Source organism: Flavobacterium sp. 9R, assembly GCF_902506345.1.
Taxonomy (GTDB): Bacteria; Bacteroidota; Bacteroidia; order Flavobacteriales; family Flavobacteriaceae; genus Flavobacterium.
Genome location: NZ_LR733413.1, coordinates 2,794,702 through 2,818,984 on the forward strand (window position 1 = coordinate 2,794,702; position 24,283 = coordinate 2,818,984).

At 36.4% G+C, this 24,283-nt stretch carries 25 protein-coding genes; 13 read left to right on the top strand and 12 right to left on the bottom strand.

Features of this window, described 5'->3' with window-relative positions; all coding sequences use genetic code 11:
- Positions 1 to 15 precede the first annotated feature (15 nt).
- Genes hemF through FLAVO9AF_RS12445 form a run of 5 tightly spaced genes read left to right on the top strand, consistent with a single transcriptional unit; the run spans position 16 to position 3,809 of the window.
- Positions 16 to 918 (top strand): oxygen-dependent coproporphyrinogen oxidase, encoded by a 903-nt coding sequence (hemF, locus tag FLAVO9AF_RS12425; RefSeq protein WP_159689234.1) that lies wholly within the window; start codon positions 16 to 18, stop codon positions 916 to 918.
- On the top strand, positions 909 to 1,850 hold the full coding sequence (locus FLAVO9AF_RS12430) for a DUF4421 family protein (RefSeq protein WP_159689237.1): 942 nt from the start codon (positions 909 to 911) through the stop codon (positions 1,848 to 1,850). The genes hemF and FLAVO9AF_RS12430 overlap by 10 nt, the downstream gene beginning before the upstream one ends.
- 33 nt (positions 1,851 to 1,883) lie before the next feature.
- Positions 1,884 to 2,879 carry a porphobilinogen synthase gene (hemB, locus tag FLAVO9AF_RS12435; RefSeq protein WP_159689242.1) on the top strand — a complete coding sequence of 332 codons (996 nt, stop codon included), beginning with the start codon at positions 1,884 to 1,886 and terminating at the stop codon, positions 2,877 to 2,879.
- 3 nt (positions 2,880 to 2,882) lie between these two features.
- Complete coding sequence (locus FLAVO9AF_RS12440) at positions 2,883 to 3,392, top strand: DinB family protein (protein WP_159689245.1); 510 nt, start codon at positions 2,883 to 2,885, stop codon at positions 3,390 to 3,392.
- Positions 3,393 to 3,404: 12 nt separating this feature from the next.
- A complete protein-coding gene (locus FLAVO9AF_RS12445) occupies positions 3,405 to 3,809 on the top strand; it encodes a c-type cytochrome (protein WP_159689248.1) in 405 nt (134 codons plus the stop codon).
- A gap of 286 nt (positions 3,810 to 4,095) precedes the next feature.
- On the opposite strand, the gene FLAVO9AF_RS15725 is transcribed toward FLAVO9AF_RS12445, so the two are convergent.
- Positions 4,096 to 4,230: a hypothetical protein gene (locus FLAVO9AF_RS15725; RefSeq protein ID WP_255478101.1), complete on the bottom strand. Its 135-nt coding sequence runs from the start codon at positions 4,228 to 4,230 to the stop codon at positions 4,096 to 4,098.
- Positions 4,231 to 4,272: 42 nt separating this feature from the next.
- Here FLAVO9AF_RS15725 and FLAVO9AF_RS12450 point away from each other — a divergent pair, with 42 nt between their 5' ends.
- The 5 genes from FLAVO9AF_RS12450 to FLAVO9AF_RS12470 all read left to right on the top strand — a co-directional run bounded on the left by FLAVO9AF_RS12450 (position 4,273) and on the right by FLAVO9AF_RS12470 (position 9,371).
- Positions 4,273 to 4,743, top strand: coding sequence for a methylated-DNA--[protein]-cysteine S-methyltransferase (locus FLAVO9AF_RS12450; protein WP_159689252.1), 471 nt, complete (start codon positions 4,273 to 4,275; stop codon positions 4,741 to 4,743).
- A 66-nt stretch (positions 4,744 to 4,809) separates the two neighbouring features.
- Complete coding sequence (locus tag FLAVO9AF_RS12455; protein ID WP_159689255.1) at positions 4,810 to 5,523, top strand: 3'-5' exonuclease; 714 nt, start codon at positions 4,810 to 4,812, stop codon at positions 5,521 to 5,523.
- Positions 5,516 to 5,992, top strand: a complete 477-nt coding sequence (locus FLAVO9AF_RS12460) for a four helix bundle protein (protein WP_236552320.1) — start codon at positions 5,516 to 5,518, stop codon at positions 5,990 to 5,992. Before FLAVO9AF_RS12455 ends, FLAVO9AF_RS12460 begins: the two co-directional genes overlap by 8 nt.
- A gap of 71 nt (positions 5,993 to 6,063) precedes the next feature.
- A complete protein-coding gene (locus FLAVO9AF_RS12465; protein WP_024980599.1) occupies positions 6,064 to 7,503 on the top strand; it encodes a nucleoside recognition domain-containing protein in 1,440 nt (479 codons plus the stop codon).
- Positions 7,504 to 7,769: 266 nt separating this feature from the next.
- A complete protein-coding gene (locus tag FLAVO9AF_RS12470) occupies positions 7,770 to 9,371 on the top strand; it encodes a fumarate hydratase (protein ID WP_159689259.1) in 1,602 nt (533 codons plus the stop codon).
- Between the two features lie 222 nt (positions 9,372 to 9,593).
- Here FLAVO9AF_RS12470 and FLAVO9AF_RS12475 read toward each other — a convergent pair whose 3' ends face one another.
- Entirely contained in the window at positions 9,594 to 11,135 is a 1,542-nt protein-coding gene (locus FLAVO9AF_RS12475; protein ID WP_159689264.1) for a glycine--tRNA ligase, read from the bottom strand.
- A 97-nt stretch (positions 11,136 to 11,232) separates the two neighbouring features.
- On the opposite strand from FLAVO9AF_RS12475, the gene FLAVO9AF_RS12480 reads away from it, so the two are divergent.
- On the top strand, positions 11,233 to 11,916 hold the full coding sequence (locus tag FLAVO9AF_RS12480) for a ComF family protein (protein ID WP_159689269.1): 684 nt from the start codon (positions 11,233 to 11,235) through the stop codon (positions 11,914 to 11,916).
- A gap of 171 nt (positions 11,917 to 12,087) precedes the next feature.
- A complete protein-coding gene (locus FLAVO9AF_RS12485) occupies positions 12,088 to 12,696 on the top strand; it encodes a superoxide dismutase (RefSeq protein ID WP_159689273.1) in 609 nt (202 codons plus the stop codon).
- A 65-nt stretch (positions 12,697 to 12,761) separates the two neighbouring features.
- Here FLAVO9AF_RS12485 and FLAVO9AF_RS12490 read toward each other — a convergent pair whose 3' ends face one another.
- Positions 12,762 to 13,037 (bottom strand): TM2 domain-containing protein, encoded by a 276-nt coding sequence (locus FLAVO9AF_RS12490; protein ID WP_159689278.1) that lies wholly within the window; start codon positions 13,035 to 13,037, stop codon positions 12,762 to 12,764.
- A 79-nt stretch (positions 13,038 to 13,116) separates the two neighbouring features.
- The gene (locus FLAVO9AF_RS12495; protein ID WP_201296295.1) at positions 13,117 to 14,064 is read right to left on the bottom strand and encodes a 2-hydroxyacid dehydrogenase; all 948 of its coding nucleotides are present in this window, start codon (positions 14,062 to 14,064) and stop codon (positions 13,117 to 13,119) included.
- Positions 14,065 to 14,180: 116 nt separating this feature from the next.
- On the opposite strand from FLAVO9AF_RS12495, the gene nhaA reads away from it, so the two are divergent.
- Entirely contained in the window at positions 14,181 to 15,350 is a 1,170-nt protein-coding gene (nhaA, locus tag FLAVO9AF_RS12500; protein ID WP_159691100.1) for a Na+/H+ antiporter NhaA, read from the top strand.
- A 36-nt stretch (positions 15,351 to 15,386) separates the two neighbouring features.
- On the opposite strand, the gene FLAVO9AF_RS12505 is transcribed toward nhaA, so the two are convergent.
- The 8 genes from FLAVO9AF_RS12505 to FLAVO9AF_RS12540 all read right to left on the bottom strand — a co-directional run bounded on the left by FLAVO9AF_RS12505 (position 15,387) and on the right by FLAVO9AF_RS12540 (position 24,245).
- A complete protein-coding gene (locus tag FLAVO9AF_RS12505; protein ID WP_159689281.1) occupies positions 15,387 to 16,052 on the bottom strand; it encodes a PEGA domain-containing protein in 666 nt (221 codons plus the stop codon).
- Between the two features lie 257 nt (positions 16,053 to 16,309).
- Positions 16,310 to 17,086, bottom strand: coding sequence for a pyrroline-5-carboxylate reductase (gene proC / locus FLAVO9AF_RS12510; RefSeq protein WP_159689284.1), 777 nt, complete (start codon positions 17,084 to 17,086; stop codon positions 16,310 to 16,312).
- A gap of 42 nt (positions 17,087 to 17,128) precedes the next feature.
- Positions 17,129 to 18,481, bottom strand: a complete 1,353-nt coding sequence (gene mgtE / locus FLAVO9AF_RS12515) for a magnesium transporter (RefSeq protein ID WP_159689287.1) — start codon at positions 18,479 to 18,481, stop codon at positions 17,129 to 17,131.
- Entirely contained in the window at positions 18,471 to 19,250 is a 780-nt protein-coding gene (rsmA, locus tag FLAVO9AF_RS12520; RefSeq protein ID WP_159689290.1) for a 16S rRNA (adenine(1518)-N(6)/adenine(1519)-N(6))-dimethyltransferase RsmA, read from the bottom strand. The genes mgtE and rsmA overlap by 11 nt, the downstream gene beginning before the upstream one ends.
- A gap of 132 nt (positions 19,251 to 19,382) precedes the next feature.
- The gene (locus tag FLAVO9AF_RS12525) at positions 19,383 to 19,694 is read right to left on the bottom strand and encodes a DUF4286 family protein (protein ID WP_159689293.1); all 312 of its coding nucleotides are present in this window, start codon (positions 19,692 to 19,694) and stop codon (positions 19,383 to 19,385) included.
- Between the two features lie 72 nt (positions 19,695 to 19,766).
- Positions 19,767 to 21,545, bottom strand: coding sequence for a tetratricopeptide repeat protein (locus tag FLAVO9AF_RS12530; protein WP_159689296.1), 1,779 nt, complete (start codon positions 21,543 to 21,545; stop codon positions 19,767 to 19,769).
- 124 nt (positions 21,546 to 21,669) lie between these two features.
- Complete coding sequence (gene serS / locus FLAVO9AF_RS12535) at positions 21,670 to 22,941, bottom strand: serine--tRNA ligase (protein WP_159689299.1); 1,272 nt, start codon at positions 22,939 to 22,941, stop codon at positions 21,670 to 21,672.
- A gap of 173 nt (positions 22,942 to 23,114) precedes the next feature.
- On the bottom strand, positions 23,115 to 24,245 hold the full coding sequence (locus tag FLAVO9AF_RS12540; protein WP_159689302.1) for a DinB family protein: 1,131 nt from the start codon (positions 24,243 to 24,245) through the stop codon (positions 23,115 to 23,117).
- Between the last annotated feature and the right edge of the window lie 38 nt (positions 24,246 to 24,283).

A 24,283-nucleotide genomic window follows, 5' to 3' on the forward strand; every position in this document is an offset into this window, starting at 1 on the left:
TTAGGGGTGAGGCTTATGAAAAATAAATTTTACACCTATATACAAAACCTTCAAGACCAAATCGTAGCAGGATTAGAAGCGGTTGATGGTCAGGCCAAATTCAAAGAAGACCTTTGGAATCGCCCAGAAGGGGGAGGCGGAAGAACACGCGTAATCGAGAACGGCGCTGTTTTCGAAAAAGGCGGGGTCAATATTTCGGCAGTACACGGCAAATTGCCAGATAGTATGCAGCAATTATTCAAAGTTGGTGAAGCCGATTTTTTTGCTTGTGGATTGAGTTTGGTGTTGCATCCCAAAAATCCAATGGTTCCCACAGTACACGCCAATTGGCGTTATTTTGAAATGTATGATGACAACGGAAAAGTAATTCAGCAATGGTTTGGAGGAGGACAGGATTTAACGCCTTATTATCTGTTTGAAGAAGATGCTGTTCATTTTCATCAAACCTGCAAAACCGCTTGCGACAAGCACAATCCTGAGTTTTATCCAAAATATAAAAAACAGTGCGACGCCTATTTCTGGAATGCACATCGCAACGAAGCGCGAGGCATTGGAGGTTTATTCTTTGATTATTGCAAAGCTTCTGAAGCGATGAGTATGGAAGATTGGTACAATTTTGTAACCGAAGTAGGCAATAGTTTCCTTCAAGCTTACGTTCCCATTGTGGAAAGAAGAAAAAAATTGCCCTACAATCAAGAACAACGCACTTGGCAAGAAATTCGCCGAGGACGTTATGTTGAATTTAATTTGGTGCACGACAAAGGCACTTTGTTTGGTTTAAAAACCAACGGAAGAATTGAGAGTATTTTGATGTCTTTGCCACCGCACGTGCAATGGGTGTACGACCATCATCCAATTGCGGGTAGCGAAGAAGAAAAATTAATTACTACTTTAATGCAGCCAAAAGAATGGGTTTAAAAAAAATAGTACTTTTTTGGTTGGTTGGACTTTTGTGTTGCAAGGCACAAGAGCCATTGGCGCAAAAAGACTATTTTAAATCCTATGACGAAAAAGTAATTGGAAGTATTTATTTTTTCAATACATCAAATAATTTTCAATTTACTTCCACAGCCAATGGAAAAACTAGTTATTTGGATTTGATTCCCAATAGGAGAGAACAAATCGGATTTAGTTTGAGTTATAAACTTATTGATATTAGTTACGGTGTTTCTCCACTTTTTTTTGATGTAAATAAAGACAATTCCAATTCTCGTTTGGTCAATTTTGGAACGCGTTTCATCGTTAAACAATGGATGCAGACGTTTCTGTACGTAAATCAAAAAGGGTTTTATGCGGTAGATGATACTTTTAGCGCTTCTTTTCCTAAGATGCGTTCCATCAAAATCGGAGGAACCACGTCCTATATTTTTAACCCTAAATTTTCATTCAAAACCATTGCCAATCAAAACCAATGGCAAACCAAAAGTTCAGGTAGTTTTATCCCAACCTTGTCAATTTATAATACCTATCTTAATTTGAATGATGGGATTGAGGATAATAAAAGTAGAATTTGGCTGGTAACTTTGGCGCCCTCTTATTACTACAATTGGGTCATCAGCAATCGTGTTCTAGTCTCTTCGGGGATTGCTATTGGTTCTGGTTTTAATACAATTGATGGTGATTTTTCAGGAATTATTGAGTCTACTATTAACCTAAAATTAGGCTATAACTCAGACTCTTTTTTTACCTTTGTAAACTTAAATTATTCAAATTTTGTTCAGGATAACAACAATCCTGTTCGGTTCAATGAAAACATTGCCACTTTTAGAGTAACCGCAGGCTATCGATTTGACCCACCAAAAAAAGTAAAACAACTATACGATAAAGGAGCTAAGGCTATTGGTCTTTAGTTAATTATTGAAAATATAAAACAATAACAAAATATGTTTCCACTACACAGAAACCGTCGCTTAAGAGTGAACGAATCCATAAGAAGCTTAGTTAGAGAAACCACTTTAAGTCCTACCGATTTTATGTTTCCAATGTTTATAGCAGAGGGCGAAAATGTACAAGTCGAAATTCCTTCTATGCCGGGAATCTACCGCCGTTCCATTGATTTAACAGTTGCTGAGGTCAAAGAAATTTATGCATTAGGCATTCGTGCGGTCAATATTTATGTAAAAGTTAGCGAAACGCTAAAAGACAATACCGGTAAAGAAGCTTGGAATCCTAACGGATTAATGCAACAAGCCATTCGTGCCATCAAAGCGGCTTGTCCAGAAATGATTGTTATGCCCGATGTGGCTTTAGACCCTTATTCTATTTATGGTCACGACGGAATCATTGCCAATGGCGATGTAGAAAATGACTCCACCAACGACGCTTTGGTAAAAATGGCCGTTTCACACGCGGAGGCAGGAGCCGATTTTGTAGCACCAAGCGATATGATGGACGGACGCGTGTTGCGTTTGCGTCAAGGATTGGATGCTGCGGGCTATCATCACGTGGGAATTATGAGTTATTCAGCCAAGTATGCTTCGGCATTTTATGGCCCGTTTCGCGATGCGTTAGACAGTGCCCCAAGAGAAGCTGAAATCGAAGTGCCCAAAGACAAAAAGACCTACCAAATGGATTATGCCAATCGCATCGAAGCCATTAAAGAAGCTTTGTCTGATGTGGAAGAAGGTGCTGATATGGTAATGGTAAAACCCGGAATCGCCTATTTGGATATCGTGCGTGAGGTAAAAAATGCCGTGAATGTACCCGTAACGGTTTTCCATGTTTCGGGTGAATATGCTATGATTAAAGCCGCAGCAGAAAGAGGTTGGCTCGATCATGACAAGATTATGATGGAACAATTAATGTGTATCAAGCGAGCTGGAGCTAGTTTAATCTCGACGTATTTTGCCAAAGAAGCTGCGATACTTTTAAATCAATGAAACATGAAAAAAATCACATTGACGCTAGTTGGACTTTTTACTAATTTTATTTCAGCACAAGCTATAATTACAGAAACTTTTGTTGATAAATGGGAAAATTCTAAAGTTTATTTGCTACAAATGGCAGAAGCTATGCCAGAAGAAAAGTACGGATTTAAGCCAAGTGAACGTGAAATGAGTTTTAAAGAGCAAATTGAGCACATACTAGGAAATATGGACTGGCTTAGTGGAAGTTATTTCGCAACGGATAAATATAAAAAAAGAGAGTTTACTCCAATTACAACAAAGGCGCAAGTTTTAGCCGAGATCAATACTGTTTTCGATTTGGCCAAAACCAGAATTGAAACCAATAGTAACATAGATTTAAGCCAGAAAGTGGATTTTTTTGCAGGACCTAAATCAAAATTACAAATTCTCAACCTGATGCAAGATCATGTTACGCATCACAGAGGACAGCTTATCGTTTATTTAAACTTATGTCAAATTCCACCACCAAAATATGTGGGTTGGTAAAAATAAATTAAAATGAAAAAAATAATTTTAGTAGTAGCATTAATAGCAATTGTCTCTTGCAAAAAAGAAAGTGCCGAGCCCTTTGGTACTCCAGCAACAACCGATGCAGCAACCGAAGCAAAAACCGAAACAGCTGCAACGCCCGAGGCATTAGGCAAAGAACTTTTTGAAACCAAAGGAGCCTGCATTGCCTGCCATAAAGTAGACACCAAACTTATTGGTCCAAGCTTGCAAGACATTGCCAAAACGTACAAAGAGAAAAACGGAGACCTAGTTGCCTTCCTCAAAGAAGAAGCAAAACCCATCATGGACCCAAGTCAATACGACATTATGAAGGCCAATTTTGCCATCACCAAAGCCATGTCCGAAGAAGAATTAAAAGGATTAGAAGCCTACATCTATTCCAATTTGAAATAAAAATAATCCTGAGCGAAGGCGAAGAATTAGGAGCTATTTCCTGCTCTACACTATATCTTTCCCGCCGAACCCCGGCGGCAAAGGATGCCGTTACGATCAGGGCTAAACCACACAAGAACCATTTGTACAAACGAATGGTTCTTTTTTTTTGAACGCAGTTTAATAATGAACCGCAAAGTTCGCAAAGGGCTACGCGAGGAACGCAATTAAACTCCAAAAAAAAAATTTGCGTTAATTCGTTTAATTTGCGGTTACATTTTCAACCATATAAGGCATATAAGGTCATTTAAGTTTTTTCATTGCGAACTTTGCGTAAATCTTTGCGAACCTTGCGGTTACCTTTTTTAAACACTACTAAAAATTTCAAACCATTTAAGGTATATAAATTCGCTTCATCCATAGCAGAATCACCTCCATTCATCCAAAAACTTTTAGTACTTTGCGGTTCAATTCACACCAACTTATGGAAACCGTTGCTATCAATACACCACTAGGAATCGCCCAAATTACAGGCGACGCCAACGGTATTAAACAAATTTCCGTTATCGATGAGGGAGAGGTTTCCTCTGAAATCCCATCGGTCTTACAAAACGCGGTTACCCAACTTAATGACTATTTTCAAGGCAAACGAACCCATTTTGATTTCAAACTTAATCCCAAAGGAACCGAATTCCAACAAAAAGTGTGGCAAGCCCTACTCGAAATTCCGTACGGGAAAACTTGTAGTTATATGGATTTGTCCAAAAAACTAGGCGATGTCAAAGCCATTCGAGCAGTAGCTTCGGCCAATGGAAAAAACCCACTATGGATTGTAGTACCCTGTCACAGAGTCATTGGTACTGATGGCTCACTAACGGGCTATGCTGGCGGATTGTGGTGCAAAAAATGGCTATTGGAACACGAAAGTCCATCTGGCCAACAAACACTTTTCTGAAATTATAGCCATAAATTCCCGAATTTTATTTTCAATTATTTAAATTCGTGAATAAATCACTTACAAATGATCGAAAAAATAAACCTCAATAATATTCTTTTTCTAGACATAGAAACCGTTCCTGAAGTTGCTGATTTCAATACTTTGGATGACGAAATGAAAGCGCTTTGGGATCACAAAACACTATACCAACGCAAAGACGATTTTACACCTGAAGAGTTTTATGATCGCGCTGGTATTTGGGCCGAGTTTGGAAAAATTGTATGCATTTCGGTAGGTTATTTTATTATCAAAGGGGACATTCGTAATTTTAGAGTGACCTCTTTTTTTGGTGAAGAAAAGCAGCTATTGAAGGATTTCAGTAATCTAATCAACAATCATTTTAATCAGCCGCAACACGTGTTGTGTGGTCATAATGCCAAAGAATTTGATATTCCGTTTTTAGCAAGAAGAATGATCATCAACCAAATGCCTATTCCCGACAAACTCAATTTATTTGGCAAAAAACCTTGGGAGATTCCGCATTTGGACACTTTGGAATTATGGAAATTTGGCGATTATAAGCATTTTACTTCCTTAAAATTAATGTGTAAAGTACTTGGCATTCCTTCACCAAAAGGCGATATCGACGGCAGCCAAGTCGGACATGTTTTTTATGTAGAGAAAGACATCGATCGCATCGTGACCTATTGCGAAAAAGATACTATTGCCGTGGCGCAGATTTTCCTTCGCCTTCGCAGAGAAGATCTACTGATTGACGAAGAGATTATTCATGTGTAAACAATTTCAAAATCAAAAATCAAAAGTCAAAATCAAAGGTCAAAATCAAAGGTCAAAATCAAAGGTCAAAATCAAATTTAAAATTAAAAGTCAATTTATAATGCTGGAATCAAATCCTTTTAAAGGGAAAATTTTTAATTTAGACGACAGATTAGTTCGTTTTGCGGGAGAATGTATTTTCTTTACACGAAAATTGGAAAAAAGCTATGAAAACGAATATTACAAGAATCAACTTATCCGTTCATCCTGGAGTTCAGCTTTAAACTTTGGCGAATCGCAAGGAGCTGCATCCGATAAAGATTTAATCTTCAAGCTAGCATTAGTTGTAAAAGAGCTAAAAGAATCTCGGAATTCTTTAAAAATATTAAATTATATAAATGAAGGTAATCAAGATTTTAGAGCTCTTCTTTTAATTGAAGTTGAAGAATTAATAGCAATTATATCTAAAATAATAATTAATAAAAAATAGTAAGTAAATCAAAGGTCAAATTTTTGATTTTGATTTTTGATTTTGATTTTTGAAATTTAAACATAAAAAAAATGGTATTGAGTAGATTTTGGTTGGTTATATTTATTTCTTCCATCCTTTTTGTAGTAGTGAGTTTGTTTTCGGGCAATAGTTATACTATCGATCATGTTTTGAATGGCAAAAAAGACGATCCTATTTTACTATCGGAACACTATCTAGAGCAAATGCCTGTTTTTATCAAAGACAGTCTTAAAAAGGCACCTGATCAAACCATGGTCATCAACCGAGATACCTTAAATGCCGACACTACCTATGTGTATAAAAACAAAGTAGTCAAAGTATTTAGCGGCGTTCAAAAATCTGATGGGCTCTTGCCAACATGTAAAAGTACCTTGCTCGATTTGATTTTGCCATTGATGGCGTACCTAGCTTTTTTCTGTGGATTGATGGAATTATTAATCATTTCAGGAGCTTCCGAAAAACTAGCCAAAGTATTGAGTCCGGTGTTCGTAAAAGTATTTCCTAGTATTCCTAAAAATCATCCTTCGATTTCCTATATGACCTTGAATTTTGCTGCAAATTTCTTAGGGTTAGATTCAGCCGCAACACCTTTTGGATTAAAAGCGATGGAAAGTTTGCAAACCATCAACCCCGAAAAAGATAAAGCCAGTGACGCACAGATTATGTTCATGTGTTTGCATGCATCAGGACTTACATTGATTGCTACTTCTATCATTGGTTATCGTGCAGCAGCAGGAGCTAGCAATCCTGCCGATGTAATGTTGCCTTGTATTATTACTTCTTTCATTGGAACCATTGCGGCTTTCTTAATTGTAGGTATAAAACAAAAAATCAATTTTAAAAGTGCTTCGTTAGTGCTAGGATTAATGGTTTTAATCGCCGCTATCGTAGGTTTATTGATGTATGTGAATCACTTGGATTTAATCGGAAAAAATTATTTTACTTCTAATCTTTCAGCTTTAATTTTAGTAGCTATTATTGCTTTTACGCTGATTTTGTCTTTTGTAAAAGAAAAGAAATTTACAGAGGCAGGCACCACCGTTTACGAAGCGTTTGTAACGGGAGCCAATAATGGAGTGAAAACAGGAGTAACCATTTTCCCTTATGTTTTGGGCATGTTGGTCGCTATCTCTTTGTTCCGAAATAGTGGTTTATTCGAAATTGTGAGCAATTGGGTAGCTTTTGCATTTTCTAATATGGGAGTTAACAAACAAATCACCGATGCGTTGCCAGTAGCTTTACTTAGACCGTTTAGCTCGGCAGGATCTCGCGGCTTTTTGATTGATTCCATGAATACTTTTGGAGCCGATTCGATGACCGGAAGACTAAGTAGTATTTTTCAATGCAGCGCCGAAAGCACTTTTTATGTAATTGCAGTTTATTTTGGTTCGGTAAATATCAAAAATACCCGTTATGCTTTAGGAACAATGTTGTTGGTAGACGTGATTTGTGTGATTACGGCTATTTTCGTGGCTAGCTGGTTTTTTTAGATCATTGTAATTAAATAATGACATTCGCCCAAAGGGTTTTAGTATGTTGGTCGAATGTCAAGATTTCATTAAATATTTATTCGTTGGGTCGAACGTATTTATAATATAACCCATTATCCGTTTCTGAATAAATAAATGAAAGTTCATAAAAGAATCCTTGTGTCTGATTGTTAATTTATACCAATTCTAAAGGATAAGTTATGAGAAATGGATTTTCATTCTTTCAACAATTCTTATCTTTACCTTTCATAAAAAAACAATACAATATGGACTTTATATACCAGGATCCTTATCCTATTTTAAAAGACGAAACCCAATACCGAAAAATTACTTCCGATTTTGTAAAAGTTGAACAATTAGGGGAACGTGAGATTTTAAGCGTTGACCCGAAAGGTCTGGAATTATTGGCTCAAGAAGCTATGAGAGACGTTTCTTTTATGTTGCGTACTTCGCATTTAGAAAAGTTAAGAGCCATTTTGGATGACCCAGAAGCGACCGATAATGATCGTTTTGTAGCGTATAATTTATTGCAAAATGCCGTAGTAGCTATCGATGGCGAATTGCCTTCTTGCCAAGATACAGGGACAGCAATTGTGATGGCCAAAAAAGGAGAGAATGTATACACCGGTGTTGATGATGCAGAGTATTTGTCTAGAGGGATTTTTAATACTTATCAAGAAAAAAACCTTCGTTATTCTCAAATTGTGCCCATTAGCATGTTTGAAGAAAAAAATTCAGGATCAAACCTTCCGGCTCAAATTGATATTTATGCTAAAAAAGGAGCTTCATATGAATTTCTGTTTTTAGCCAAAGGTGGAGGCTCAGCGAATAAAACGTATTTATACCAACAAACGAAATCTTTATTAAATGAGAAATCGTTAGATGCTTTTATTCGTGCTAAGATTATGGATTTGGGGACATCTGCTTGCCCACCTTACCACTTGGCTTTGGTGATTGGAGGAACTTCTGCCGAAGCTAATTTGGCAGCTGTAAAAAAAGCTTCTGCAGGTTATTTTGACCATTTGCCTACTTCTGGAAATATGGCAGGACAAGCTTTCCGTGATTTGGAGTGGGAGAAAAGAGTACAAATCATTTGCCAAGAAAGCCAGATTGGAGCACAATTTGGAGGTAAATATTTCACACACGATGTTCGTGTCATTCGTTTGCCGCGTCATGCTGCTTCTTGTCCAGTAGGACTAGGAGTTTCTTGTTCGGCGGATAGAAATATCAAAGGAAAAATTACGAAAGACGGTATTTTTGTAGAACAATTGGAAGTAAATCCAAAACGATTGTTGCCAGAAACACCTCCTCATTTGGAAGCGGCTGTCGAGATTGATTTGAATAAGCCTATGCCAGAAATTTTGGCTGAGTTGTCTAAATATCCTATCAAAACACGATTAAAACTAAACGGAACCTTAATTGTAGCTCGTGATATTGCACATGCGAAAATCAAAGAGTTGTTAGATGCCGGAAAACCGATGCCGGAATATTTTAAAAACCACCCTATTTATTATGCTGGACCAGCCAAAACACCAGAAGGAATGCCTTCAGGAAGTTTTGGACCAACAACTGCAGGTCGTATGGATGTGTATGTTGAGGAGTTCCAAAAAAATGGCGGAAGTATGGTGATGTTGGCCAAAGGTAACCGAACCAAAGATGTAATGAACGCTTGTAAAACTTATGGAGGATTCTATTTGGGTTCTATTGGTGGACCAGCAGCTATTTTGGCAAAAGAAAATATTCTTTCTGTTGAGGTAGTAGATTTTGAAGAATTAGGAATGGAAGCCGTTCGTAAAATCACCATCAAAGATTTCCCAGCTTTTATTATAACAGATGATAAAGGAAACGATTTTTTTGCCAATCTTTAGTATTTGATACAAAGACGTAAAGTCTTGAAGATTGGTCTAACCAATATTGAACCACTAATTCACAAGTGTATTATTTGTGAATTGGTGGTTTTTTATAGGAACATTTCAAAAAGATGTATTTGTTGGGCAATGTATCAAACAAAAACAGTTGCAAGAGGACTTGCAACTGTTTCATTTATAGAGTGAAAATTGTCTACTTATGACAATTAAAGTATTTTGGTATTACATCTTCATCAACCAATTTTTCATCGATACTTCATTTTCGATGATGGCTTTTAAATCTGCAATAGCTACACGGTCTTGTTTCATCGTATCTCTATGACGAATGGTCACCGTTTGGTCTTCTGCTGTTTGATGGTCTACTGTGATACAGAAAGGTGTTCCTAAGGCATCTTGTCTTCTATAACGTCTTCCTACTGCATCTTTCTCATCGTAAGACACATTGAAATCCCAACGTAAATCTTCAATAATTTGCTTAGCAATTTCTGGTAAACCGTCTTTTTTCACTAAAGGCAAAATAGCCGCTTTAGTTGGTGCTAAAACCGCTGGTAATTTCAATACCGTTCTTGTTGAGCCATCTTCTAAAGTTTCTTCTTTTAGTGAAGTAGCAAAAACCGCCAAGAACATTCTGTCCAAACCAACTGAAGTTTCAACTACGTAAGGCACATAATTTTGATTCAATTCGGCATCAAAATATTGTAATTTTCTACCGGAATATTCTTCGTGCGCTTTCAAATCGAAATCGGTTCTTGAATGAATTCCTTCTAATTCTTTGAAACCAAATGGGAATTCAAATTCGATATCTGCAGCAGCATTGGCATAATGCGCTAATTTTTCGTGGTCGTGAAAACGGTATCTTTCGGCTCCTAAACCAAGCGATAAATGCCATTTCAAACGAGTAGCTTTCCAGTGTTCGTACCATTGCATTTCTTCTCCTGGACGTACAAAAAATTGCATTTCCATTTGTTCAAATTCACGCATACGGAAGATGAATTGTCTCGCTACGATTTCGTTTCTGAAAGCTTTTCCTGTTTGAGCAATTCCAAAAGGAACTTTCATTCGCCCAGATTTTTGCACATTCAAAAAATTTACAAAAATTCCTTGAGCCGTTTCTGGACGCAAATATAAATCCATTGCCGTATCAGCAGAAGCACCTAATTTAGTACCAAACATCAAGTTGAATTGACGCACTTCGGTCCAATTACGAGAACCTGATTCTGGACAAGCAATTTCTAATTCTTCTATTAAGGCTTTTACATCCTCTAAATCACCATTACCCAAAGAACGTCCCATTCTTTCAAGAATTTCTCTTTCTTTGGCTAAATATTCTACTACTCTTGGATTGGTCGTAATGAATTCTTGCTCATTAAAAGCTTCTCCAAAACGAACTTTTGCTTTTTCGATTTCTTTTTTAGCCTTAATATTTAGTTTTTCGGCATAATCTTCAATCAAAACATCAGCACGATATCTTCTTTTAGAGTCTTTGTTGTCAATCAATGGGTCATTAAAAGCATCAACGTGGCCTGAAGCCTTCCAAGTGGTTGGATGCATCAAAATGGCAGCGTCGAGACCTACAATGTTCTCGTTCATTTGTACCATCGATTTCCACCAATATTCGCGTATGTTCTTTTTTAATTCTACACCGTTTTGTGCATAATCATATACTGCACTCAAACCATCGTATATTTCGCTTGACGGAAAAATAAATCCGTACTCTTTTGCGTGCGAAACTACATTCTTAAATAAATCTTCTTGTTTTGCCATAGTGATGCAAAAATATAAAAAGTGGATTTAAAAAAAACAAAAAAGCAAAAGTTTGAAGCATTGATTTGCTTATTTTTATCAATAAAATTTGGATTAGATGCTCAAAAACCTTGTGAATTTATTTTTTCCACCAGTTTGTTCTGGATGTCACTCTTTTTTATTGACAAATGAAACAGTAATTTGTACTAAGTGTAGGCACGATTTGCCACAAACAAATCATCATATTTATACAGAGAATGAAGCTTTCAAGAAGTTTTATGGCAGGATTCCTGTAATTCATGCTTCTGCTTTTTTGTATTTTCATAAAAAAGGAATGGTGCAAGAATTGATTCATAACTTAAAATACCGTGGGCATCAAGAAATTGGTACACAATTGGGATATTGGTATGCTGAAGATTTAAAAAATAATCTGGCTCTAAAAAATGTAGACGCAATCATACCCGTTCCAATTCATAAAAAAAGATGGAGAAAAAGAGGTTACAATCAAGTAGACACTTTTGCGGAAGCATTATCGAACGAATTGAACATTCCTGTACAAAAAGAGGTTTTAATTCGGAAAATTGATTCGAAAACCCAATCTAAGAAAAATCTATTGGGAAGAACCGAAGGAATACATCGGGTTTTTGATGTTCATTTTTCAGAAGAAGAACACAACAAACATTTTTTATTACTAGATGATGTTTTGACAACTGGCGCTACGCTAGAGGCTTGTTCTAGAGCACTTTTAGAAATACCAGGAGCCAAAATTAGTATTGTTTGTATGGCTATGGCGCATTCCTAAAATTATATTTTTCCTGAAATTAAAATCTAAAAATGAGCATATTACATTTAAACTAGTAAAAATTAAGGATTTGAAAAACAAAATAGGAATTATAACAAAAATGTTTTTTAAAGTATAAAGTTAATTGTATAAATTTGGATAAATTTTTATCAATCTATAAATTACGATATCATGGCATTTGAATTACCACAATTACCTTATGCATACGATGCATTAGAACCACATATTGATGCTAGAACAATGGAAATTCATCATTCTAAACATCATAATGCCTATACAACTAACCTGAATGCAGCGATTGCAGGAACGGATATGGAAGGCAAAACAATCGAAAACATTTTAATTAATTTAGATAAAACTAATGCTGCTGTTCGTAACAACGGAGGAGGTTTTTACAATCACAATTTGTTTTGGACTGTAATGTCTCCAAATGGTGGAGGTTTGCCAACAGGTGAATTATTAGATGCTATCGAAGCTTCTTTCGGTACGTTTGAAGAATTCAAAGCTAAGTTTGCTAAAGCTGGAGCAACACAATTTGGTTCTGGATGGGCTTGGTTGTGTGTTCAAAAAGGCGGTAAATTAGAAGTTTGTGGTACACCAAACCAAGATAATCCGTTAATGCCAGGTGTAGGTTGTGGAGGAACTCCAATCTTAGGAATGGACGTTTGGGAACATGCTTACTATTTGCACTACCAAAACAGAAGACCAGACTATATTGAAGCTTTTTTCAATGTAATCAATTGGACTGAAGTAACTAGACGTTACGTTTTAGAAAAATAATATAAGTTACTATACTAAAAAGGCTGTCTAATTCTAGACAGCCTTTTTTATTTTGAAACGGTTTTTTAAAACCATCCTTTTTTGCCCACTTGGTATGTTTGATAAAATTCTTCATCCGATTTGGTCAAATAGATAATTCCTTCAATTATTCCGATTATGTATCCAATTCCACATAATCCAATTAGCAGTTGTATGATTCCTTCTTGAGTGTAGCCTAGAATAAATTTATGAATTCCTAATCCTCCTAAAACGATTGCCAATACACCAGCAATAATTTTTTTGTTTTCGGGTTGTGCTTTAGGATAAGGGGTATTCCATGCTTCGTGTTTCGTTTCTTCCATAATGGTTAAATTTGATTATTGATTTAGTTAGTTGTAAATCTATAAAAAAAGTTACATATTTTTCATAACCAATAGATTATCATTTGCCGTAAAGTAGCTTTATTTTGTCAACAATTACTTGTGCCAATCGTTCATGGCTCTCGAAAGTCCAGCCAGCAATGTGTGGCGAAAGCAAAACTTTAGGGCTTTTCAATAAGTAATCAAAAGCTTCGGGAGTGTTATTGTCATTAAACAAAGTTTCAAAAGACAATTTCTCATACTCCAAAACATCCAAACCTGCACCTAAAATTTTTCCAGATTCTAAAGCTTGAACCAAGTCAGCAGTAACTACATTTTTTCCTCTAGAGGTATTAATCAACCAAAAAGGATTGGAAAACGATGCTATAAAATTAGCATTCACCATTTTGTCCGTTTCAGGTGTCCATGGAATATGCAGACTTAGCACATCGGCTTTTTGTTGTAATTCTTCAAGTGTAACTTGTTTGGCGTTGGCATCGCCTACGTTTGGTAAAATATCGTGGCAAATTACTTCAACATCAAAGCCTCGCAATTTTTTAGCGAAAGCTTTGCCCATATTGCCATAACCAATAATACCAACGGTCTTTCCGTCTAGTTCATGACCGCGATTACTTTCTCTACTCCATTGCCCTTTTCTAATTTCAGCATCGGCTTGATTGAGTTTGTTAAAAAGCGATAAAATCATTCCTAGAGCATGTTCGGCAACCGCATTTTGATTGCCTTCGGGAGCGGCTATGAGTGCAATGTTTCTGGCTATAGCGTAATCACAATCAATGCTTTCGAGACCAGCACCCACACGGGCTATAAACTGTAAATTGGTGGCTTTGTCGATGAAAGTTTTATCAATTTTAAATCGGCTACGAATCACGATGCCATGATAGTCTTTAATTTTATCTTCAATGGCTTCTTTAGAAGAAATAAAGTCGGCTTCGTTGAGAAAACCCGCTTCTTGTAATTGTTCCCACAACAAGGGATTGTTGCTGTCTATATGAAGGATTTTGATGTCCATAACTACTATTTTTTATCCTTCAAATTAACGAAAAAAATACGGTTTTTACTTTCTGGAAGGTAGATCCTTTAAAAATGCTTAAATTAGCCAAAAGTATAGAAAACATATTAAAAGCAATGAAATTGACCAAAACATTTAAAGCCTTCTTTGAAAGTGAAAAAGCTGGAGGATTATTACTTCTATTTGTAACGTTACTCTCTTTATTTCTAGCCAATTCGAGCATACAAACTGACTATATTGCCTTTTGGAAAACTCCTTTGGGACATCATACAATTACGGATTGGATAAACGACGGCTTGATGGCTATCTTTTTCTTGATGATTGGTTTGGAGTTAGAACGAGAAATGTATGATGGCGAATTAGCCAATATCAAAAATGCTGCACTACCTATTTTTGGAGCATTGGGAGGAATGGTTGTTCCTGCTGGGATTTTTTTAGCGCTAAATTTTGGGACGATTACCCAAAACGGAGCGGGTATACCTATGGCTACTGATATTGCTTTTGCGATTGGAATTTTGTCTTTGTTAGGAAATAAGGTTCCTGCTTCTTTAAAAATATTTTTAACGGCATTGGCTGTTATTGATGATTTGGGAGCCATTATCGTCATCGCTGTTTTTTATACCGATTCCATTGCTTTTCTAAATTTATTTTATGCTTTAGCGATTTGGGGTTTCCTTTTTATCTTGAATCGCCGAAAAGTGCACAACTTGATTCCTTACTTGTTAGGTGGAATAGGAATGTGGTATTTTATGTTGAATTCGGGAATTCATGCTACAATTACAGGCGTTATTTTGGCCTTTGTTATTCCGTTTGGGGATGGTGGACCACAAACATCTTCCTACCGTTTACAACACTTTTTACACAATCCTGTTGCCTTTTTTATTCTGCCTTTATTCGCAATTGCCAATACTGGAATTCCAATCACGGGAGATTGGCACGAAGGATTATTACATGAAAATTCTATCGGGATTATTGCTGGATTGGTCATTGGGAAGCCTTTGGGCATTTGGCTCTTTTCATTTTTGGCCGTGACTTTTGGCGTTTGTGCTTTACCGAAAGAACTGCGTTGGAAAGATATTATTGGTGCAGGAATGTTAGGTGGAATTGGATTTACGATGTCCATTTTTATCACCTTATTGGCCTTTAAAAATGACGGGGAAGAAATTATCAATTATTCTAAAATTGCGATTCTAATTGCTTCGTTTTTGGCAGGAACCCTTGGTTTTATTTGGCTAAAAATCAATTTGAAAGCAAAGAAAACTAAAAAGAAAAAAGCGGTGTTATAACCGCTTTTTCTTTTCTTTTTTAATTATAAAATTATTCTATTTTTTCATCAATCGATTAGAGAAATCTGAAATCACATTTTTATATTTTCTCAAAATCCTATCCCAATCTTTAAATTGCTCATCGGCTTTTACACTTGTTCCGCTTAATCCAGAATATTCGCTATTCAATTTAACTTTAAACGTAAGTGGATCAGATTTTGACAATTTAATAATTAATCGGGTTCGAATTGTGTTTTGTTGAAATGATTGCACGCTCCAAGCAGTTCTTAGATAAGAAGTTTCTTTGTCACTTACTTCGATCGCGTCAAAATGATCTGTAACAATTTGTGTGGTTAATTTCCAAGCTTCAGTAATATTTAAATCAGGATTAACCTCTATTTGAAAATCTACGTTTGCTTGATCTGTTTTAACAGAAGCTTCTTCAGCATCATCCTTTTTCATTTCAAAATACAATGATGATGGTGGTTCTGGTCCTGCTTTTTTTCCACAAACCGTTGATTCATACTTCAAAAAACCAGCTTTTTCTACTTTAATTTTGTAGCAATCTTTCTTCTCTAAAGATAGAGTATAGCTCCCCGTTCCAACATTAGCTCCATTTACAATTATGTTTGCATCTGGCTCCGATGCACTAATTTTTACTTTTTGAGAATGTACCAAAAAGGAAATAAAAAACATTGAAGTAATCATAATTTTTGATTTCATAAGCATTTAATTTTAGATTAATTAAGAAACAACTCGCTAATTAGTAATATGTTACGAAGCTAATTTAACTTTTTTTTTTGGTTTTTAACACATAAATAATAAAAATCTTAAAAAATGAATAGAATTAAGGTTACCGCGTGAGGGATAGGAGCAGGCTACCGAAGTAGCGCGGATAGCCTGACAGCCTAAAGGAAAGGGGCCGACTCACGACTAGCATGAGTTGGCCCCTTTTCTTTAGGGTGGCACGCCCAAATGATTTATCCTTTGATTTGTTTTAAGGACGTTTTGATGCCTCGAATGAGTGAGGAACTGAAACCGTGCATTTCCATTTCGTTGAGTCCTGCGATGGTACAGCCTTGTGGTGTAGTTACGCGGTCGATTAATTGTTCGGGATGGCCTTTTTCTTCTAGGAGCATTTCGGCGGCACCTTTTACGGTTTGTGCTGAAATGGCCAAAGCTGTTTGCCAATCGAATCCAATTTCGATACCCGCTTGCATAGACGCACGGATGTAACGTAAGGCAAAAGCCGTTCCGCTGGCGGCCAAAACGGTAGCTGCATCCATCAATTTTTCGTCAATAATTGGCGCTGTTCCTAAGTCTTGAAACAATTGTACTACGGGTTGAGCTGCTTCTTTGTTTTTTTCGTTGAAGGCGATACAAGTCGCTGATGCACCAAATTGGGCAGCGATATTGGGCATAATTCGGATGGCGCTGTGAGAAGCCCCTATTTTGTTTTGTAAATTTTCGATAGATAAACCACTAACGGCTGAAGCAATGGTTTTGTTCGTAATTACTGGAAGGATTTCGGTCAATACCGTATCTACTTGATAAGGTTTGATGGTTAAGATAATTAAATCGGCTTCCTGAATAGCTAAGGTATTGTCTGTTGCAACGGTGATTCCGAGTTCTTGTAAATATAAAATGCTAGCCGTGTTGCGTCGTGTAATGGTGATTTGATGTCCTTGTGAAAACTTGGCTAAACCTAAGGCAATAGAAACGCCAAGGTTTCCTCCTCCGATGATGTGTACTTTCATGGTTTGGTTTTTTGGTTGGTTAATTGGGTTGTTGCTGTTGAATTAGAATCCTAGCACTAATTTGGCAATCGAAAAATAAATCAAAATTCCGCAAATGTCGTTGCTAGTGGTAATAAATGGCCCTGTTGCTAATGCAGGGTCGATACCAAATTTATCTAATAACAACGGGATAAAAGTACCAATTAATGAGGCAATAATTATCACGGATACTAATGCAATTGTTACAATTACGCCAATAATTACCTCTACATTCAGCAGAAAATGGCTTCCCAAAAACAAGATACTGGCTAAGATTAATCCGTTCAAAAGGCTTAGTGAAATTTCTTTGACCAAACGATTGAACAGGGAACCACTTAAGGTATTATTTGCTAAACCTTGAACGATGATTGCTGAGGATTGTACCCCAACATTTCCAGCCATCGCGGCGATTAATGGAGTGAAAAAGAATAATTTTCCGTGTTCGAGCATGGCGCCTTCAAACAAACCAAGCACGCGAACGGTGATAAATCCACCTAATAGCGCTAAAACCAACCAAGGCAAACGAGCTTTGGTCAATTCCATAATACTATCATCGGCCTCTACGTCTTGGGAGATACCCGCTGCTAACTGGTAATCTTTGTCGGCTTCGTCCTTGATTACGTCAACGATATCATCGATGGTGATTCTGCCCACTAAACGGCCTAATTCGTCGACTACAGGAATGGCTTCTAAGTCATATTTTTGCATGATACGAGCGACCTCAACATCCTCGGTATCTACGTTGACAAAATTCAATTTTCTTATGTACACATCACTAATTGCAGTTCGTGTAGAAGTGGTTAATAAGTCTTTGAGCGACAAACGTCCTTTGAGTCTTTCATCATCATCTACCACATAAATGGAGTGTACGCGTGATATATTTTCGGCTTGAATTCGCATTTCTTTGACGCAAGTGAGCACGTTCCAGTTTTCGTTGACTTTCACTAACTCTTTGTGCATGATTCCCCCAGCTGTATCTTCGTCATAGCGCAACAATTCGACAATGTCTTTGGCGTGCTCAACGTCTTGCAATTCTGAGATTACTTCAGCTTTGATGTCTTGAGATAATTCGGCAATAATGTCTGCCGCATCATTGGTTTCTAATTCATCAAGCTCTTCAGCGATTTCTTTTGGGGAAAGACGGCTCAAGATGTTTTCTCTTAAATCGTCTTCTAGTTCTAGAAGGATTTCAGCTGTTTTTTCGCTATCTAAAACTTTAAAAATATAGGTAGCTTCATCAAATTCTAGTTCGTCTAGAATTTCGGCAATATCAGCATGGTGCATGTCATTCAATAACAATTCCAATTTAACATCGTTCTTGCTTTGAATGAGTTGCTCTAACTCTTGAATGAGTTCTTTGCTGATTTTAAACTCCATCGGCTTCTATTTTTTGGGTCAAGGCAATAAATTCTTCAACACTTAATTGCTCTGGACGAATATCAAATACTGGGTCTTCTCTTAGTTTATCGGACAAATTTAAGGTTTTTAAACTGTTGCGCAAGGTTTTTCTACGCTGCTGAAAGGCAGTTTTAACCACCGTAAACAAGAGTTTTTCGCTACAAGGCAAGGTGTAATTTTCTTTACGACGCATGCGCATCACACCCGATTTTACTTTTGGTGGCGGATTGAATACGTGTTCATCAACCGTAAACAAATATTCGGTATCGTAGAATGCTTGTGCCAAAACCGAAAGTATGCCATAAGTTTTGCTTCCTTTTTTCTCGCAAATGCGTTCGGCAACTTCTTTTTGAAACATACCCGAAAACTCGGGAATTTGGTCTCTAAACTCCAAGGTTCTGAATACAATTTGCGTTGAAATATTATAGGGGAAATTACCAATGATAGCAAATTGTTTCCCTTCGAAAACGGAATTGATATTGTATTTTAAGAAATCTTCAGAAATGATTTTATCCTTTAACTTTGGATAATTGGCATCCAAATAAGCCACAGATTCCGTATCGATTTCTATAACATAGGTGTCGATAGGTTTTTCTAATAAATACTTGGTCAATACACCCATTCCTGGTCCAATTTCTAAGACATCGTTGTAACCTTCTAAACTCAAGGTGTCGGCAATGGCTTTGGCAATGCTTTCATCTTTTAGAAAGTGTTGTCCGAGATGTTTTTTGGCTTTTACTTTTTCCATAATCATTTTTTTAACCGCAAAGGCAGGAAGGCGTTAGGGTATTTATGCGTTTTAAAATTCTTTTTTTATAACATTGTTAACGGATTGAAATTTGTTGTTACAATATTATTGGCACCAATGGAGCTATCGTTTTTAATGTTCCGAAATCACTTCTAATTCGGTTCTGAATGCTAGCATTTTATCGCCGAATAATTTGAGTCCTTCTTCACGCAAAGCGGGTGCATCTTCTTGATAATATTTTTGCAATGTTTCTCTGCTATCTGTGGTGTATTGCACTGAATAAGTAAGTCCTCCCATTTCTTCTTCGACCAAAACGCGAACCATTCTTGCATTTGTAAATTTGCCTGTCGCTAATATTTCTGGAATGTGCTTGTGCTGCATCCAAATCATCCATTTGTCGTGTACACTTTCGTGAATATTGATGGTAACGTTGTATATAATCATCTTTTGTTGTTTAATCGGTTAATTGTTTAATCGTTGATTTAATCGGTTAACCGAATCAACGATTAAACTCTTTTACAAATTCTTATCGCCTCTTAATTGTCTGAATTTTTTCCTTGCCTCAACGAAGTAAATACTGTCTTGATGGTTAAAAATCATTTTTTCATAAAGTGGCTTCGCTTTTTCGGGGTCGTTTAGGTACTTCACGTACAGTTCCGCTGCAAAAAACAAGGCTTCATCGATGTAAATGCCATCACTATGTTGAGCAATTATCGCCTGATATTGCTGTAAGGCCTGAGTATAATTGCCAGTTGTCTCATACAGTTTACCTAATCGTAATAGGGTGGCCGCTTCTATCTCTTGCCCTTTGAACTGCTGTAATATCTTTTGGAAATGAGCAATTGCCTCATCGTTGCGTTTTTGATACATCAAGTAGTCTCCTTTGGCAAATTGCTTTAAAGCCGTTTGAGTAGAATCGGCAACGGTATTGTCATTAATTAATAAAAAATATTCCAAAGCATCATTGGCAATCAATTGTGTATTGGCAGATTTTAATTCTTTAAATTGCTTCAACGCCCAGTCAAAATCGGTTTTAAAATAACTTGTTTTTGCTGCTTTTAAACTGGCTTCATGCGCCATTACATCGTTCTTCAAATCCAATTCAATTTGGGAATAATACAGCAAAGCTTGGTTGTATTTTTCTTCAAATAAAAAAATATCGGCCAACTCCATTTTGGTGTCGGCAATTTGGTAATCGTTTAACGGTAGCGTCAGTGCTTTATTAATAATTGCTTTTGCTTCTTCAGGTTTTTTTAAACTAAAAGCCGTAAAATGTGCTTGTATTAATTGCAATTTCAGTGTAAACGGATTGATTTCAAATTCTTGTAACAAGGCTTTTAGCTGTGTGTCAATGGCAATAAAATCAGCAGGTTTTGCTTTGGCCAATTTCATTTCGATTAAGTACGTATTGGCTTGTATCAACGTTTCCAAATCCTTGGTGTTTTCTAAAACAAAGCCCAAAATTTCGGTTGCCGCTTCGGTTTGGTCTTCCTCAATGGCCATTTGTCCCAAGCTTACAATTTCTGCTAAGGATTCTGGATTGCGTTTGTAAATGGCTTTTTCTTGAATAAAGGCTTTGCCAAATTCTTTCTGTTGTACGTAAAACCAACTCAAATACTGATTCCAGAAAATGTCTTGGTCTTTTTGAGTACGCAAAATCAATGCTTTTTTTAAAGAATCAGAAAATGAGGTATCGCTCTCATCCGACATATAACGAGACAATTGATGCTGAATCAAATTCGAATTTTGCGGATTAATAAAAGCTTCATCCAAAAATGTAGTAATCATCAAATCGGTTTTGCCCAATTGCCCATAAAGTAACGCCATTTGATAATTGAAGTTAAAGGTCGGGTCTAATTGAGCCGCGGTTTGGTAAGCTTTTACTGCGTATTCTAAAATCACTTTTTTTTCAAAGGCATTGGCTATACCATAAACTTCGTTAGGATTTTTGCGAATGCTTTCTAGCGCTTGTTCATAATAACTTTTGGCTTTGGCTTCGTTTTTTTGCAACTGCCAATTATAGCCTATTTCGACTAATAAAAAAGCTTGTTTGTATTTAGAATAACGCGTTTGAATTGTTTTTTCTGCCAGTTCAAATTGTTGTAATTGCTGGTAACAATCTACCGTTCTGAGAAAATATTGGGAGTTTTGCGGGATACTTTTGAGTAATTCTTCGTACCCTAATTTGGCTTTTTCAAAATCTCCTTTTTCATAAAAATATTGAGCCAATTGTTCGTTTTGCGAAAAACAAATCCATGAAAAAAACAGCGCGATATGTAGAAAGAGTTTTTTCATTATTCGATTTTCACTAAATATTAATTTCTCCAAGATAAACTATATAACCGCAAATTCGCAAATTATTCTATTATTACAATAAAAAATAAATTTGCGAATTTGTGGTTAAAATAAATTACCAGTACTAGTCAATGATATCAAAACCACAATACGGGCGTAATACTTCTGGGATTACAATTCCTTCTGGAGTTTGGTAGTTTTCTAAAATTCCAGCCAAAACTCTTGGCAAAGCCAAAGAACTTCCGTTCAAGGTATGTGCCAATTGATTTTTTCCGTCTTTGTCTTTGAAACGTAATTTCAAACGGTTGGCTTGGAAGGTTTCAAAGTTAGATACAGATGAAATTTCTAACCAACGGTCTTGTGCAGTTGAAAACACTTCAAAATCATAGGTCAATGCCGAAGTGAATCCCATATCTCCTCCGCACAAACGCAAAATTCGGTACGGTAATTTTAGTTCCTGCAAAATATCTTTTACATGTTCTACCATACCATCCAAAGCTTCGTATGATTTTTCTGGATGTTCGATACGAACAATTTCTACTTTATCAAATTGGTGCAAACGGTTTAATCCACGTACGTGTGCCCCATAAGAACCTGCTTCACGACGGAAACAAGGGGTGTAAGCGGTACATAAAATTGGCAATTCGTTTTCACTTACGATAACATCTCTAAATAAATTGGTTACAGGAACCTCAGCTGTTGGAATCAAGTACAAATCATCAACAGTAACGTGGTACATTTGTCCTTCTTTGTCTGGCAACTGACCTGTTCCGTAGCCTGAAGCTTCGTTTACTAAATGTGGCACCTGCATTTCCTTGTAACCTGCAGCTGTGTTTTTATCTAAAAAATAATTGATTAAAGCACGTTGTAAGCGGGCTCCTTTTCCTTTGTAAACAGGGAATCCCGCACCGGTGATTTTTACACCCAATTCAAAATCGATGATGTCGTATTTTTTTACCAATTCCCAATGTGGCAAAGCCCCTTCGTGCAACGTAGGAATGTCACCTTCTTGAAAAACATTCAGGTTATCATCTGCCGATTTTCCGTTCGGAACAATATCCGCAGGAAGGTTAGGTAAGGTATATAATTTTTGAGTCAGTTCTTCAGCCAAAGCATCTGCTTTTTCTGCCAATTCTTTGCTTTGTTCTTTTAAAGAAACTGTTTTTTCTTTAAGAATAGCAGCTTTTGCTTTCTCACCACTTTTCATCAAATCACCAATATCTTTGGACAATTTATTAGATTCAGATAAAGTGTTGTCTAAAGCCACTTGAGTAGCGCGACGTTGTTCGTCTAATTGTACCACTTCGTTTATAATACTGTTAGCATCAATGTTTCTTTTGGCTAAAGCGTTGATTACTTTTTCTTGATTCTCTCTAATAAATGCGATTTGTAACATAGTTTTGTTTTTAACTCTTGTATTTATGGCTATTTGCGCCCACAAATTTAAGGAAATGTTTGATAAGTAATAGACAAAGTTTTAGGAAAAGGTTTTTCGATTTGGATTCATAAAAAAACCTTCTTTGATTTATGTTCAAAGAAGGTTTTCTTTTTTAAAAAAATGACAGGGATTTAATTTTTAATCTTCTGTTCTAAAATGACTTCTTTTTGGGGTGGAATTCGTTTTTTTAGAAACAAGATTTGTCCCAAATGACTGGATTGATGCTCCATTACATGAAACCAACAGTAATGATTGGTTACTTCTTCTTTCATCACTTGCTGATTGAACCACGCATCATCTCTTTTCTTTAGTTCCTCGATGGTTTTATTTCTTACTTGAGTATAAATATCTAAATAGTATTGCACATCATGTCCTTTCCATTCATCACGACCTCCTTTATCTAAGTCTAAGGCAGTACCCCATTTAGCTTGTTCTTCGGGTGTAAAATCTCTATTCTCAAAAGTTAGTACTTGATAGTACTTTTCGGCAGCAGCCAAATGCATAATTAGCGAACCTATTCTATTGGCTTTTTCATCGTGCAAATAATCAATTTCGTACTGATTCATATTTTTTACAGTGCGTTCGACTCTGTCTTTCAAATCCTCAAGCATAGAAATCATCGCACCTATTTGAGGTGATGCTCCTTCAACATTTCCTATTTTACCGGTTTCTTTAATTACAATTCCAGTACCTTCAAGAAGCAAGCTAGTATTCCCAGCAGCGGCACTTTTATCTAGTTTTGTGCTATATTCTTTGACTTTTGTAATCTTGCCTTTTCGAGTTCCAAATTCCCATTTTTGAATTTCTCCATTTTTAAGAGGCATTTCAAAACTAGCATTCATAATAGTGTAGGGTTCTAATACGCCTTTGGCATTTTCTATGAAAAGTTCGAATTTGTCAAAATAGAATTTACCGTTGTACGAACACAAGCCTCCAAAATTTAGTGCTTTTGAATTCTCCTCAATGGTTCCTTCTATAGTATAAGATTGCCAAGTATTGGATTTGATGGGTCGATTTCCCATATTATCAAAGAAACCCATTTCGTCATTTTTGTTATCAACTCTTGACCAAATTCCAGCCCATGCCTTCGGTTCATTTGTTTCAACTTTGACCGATGCAACTACTTTGAATTTCTTTTTTGCTTTGGTTTGAATATCAATGGTTTGACGGAATGCCACCCAATCATTAGATATAGCTCCTTGTCCTTTTACTTGTGTGCTAACCACAATACACCAAAAGAGTGCGTTTATAAATTTTTTCATTTTGCTATCACTAACATTAAACAACTGAAATACAATAT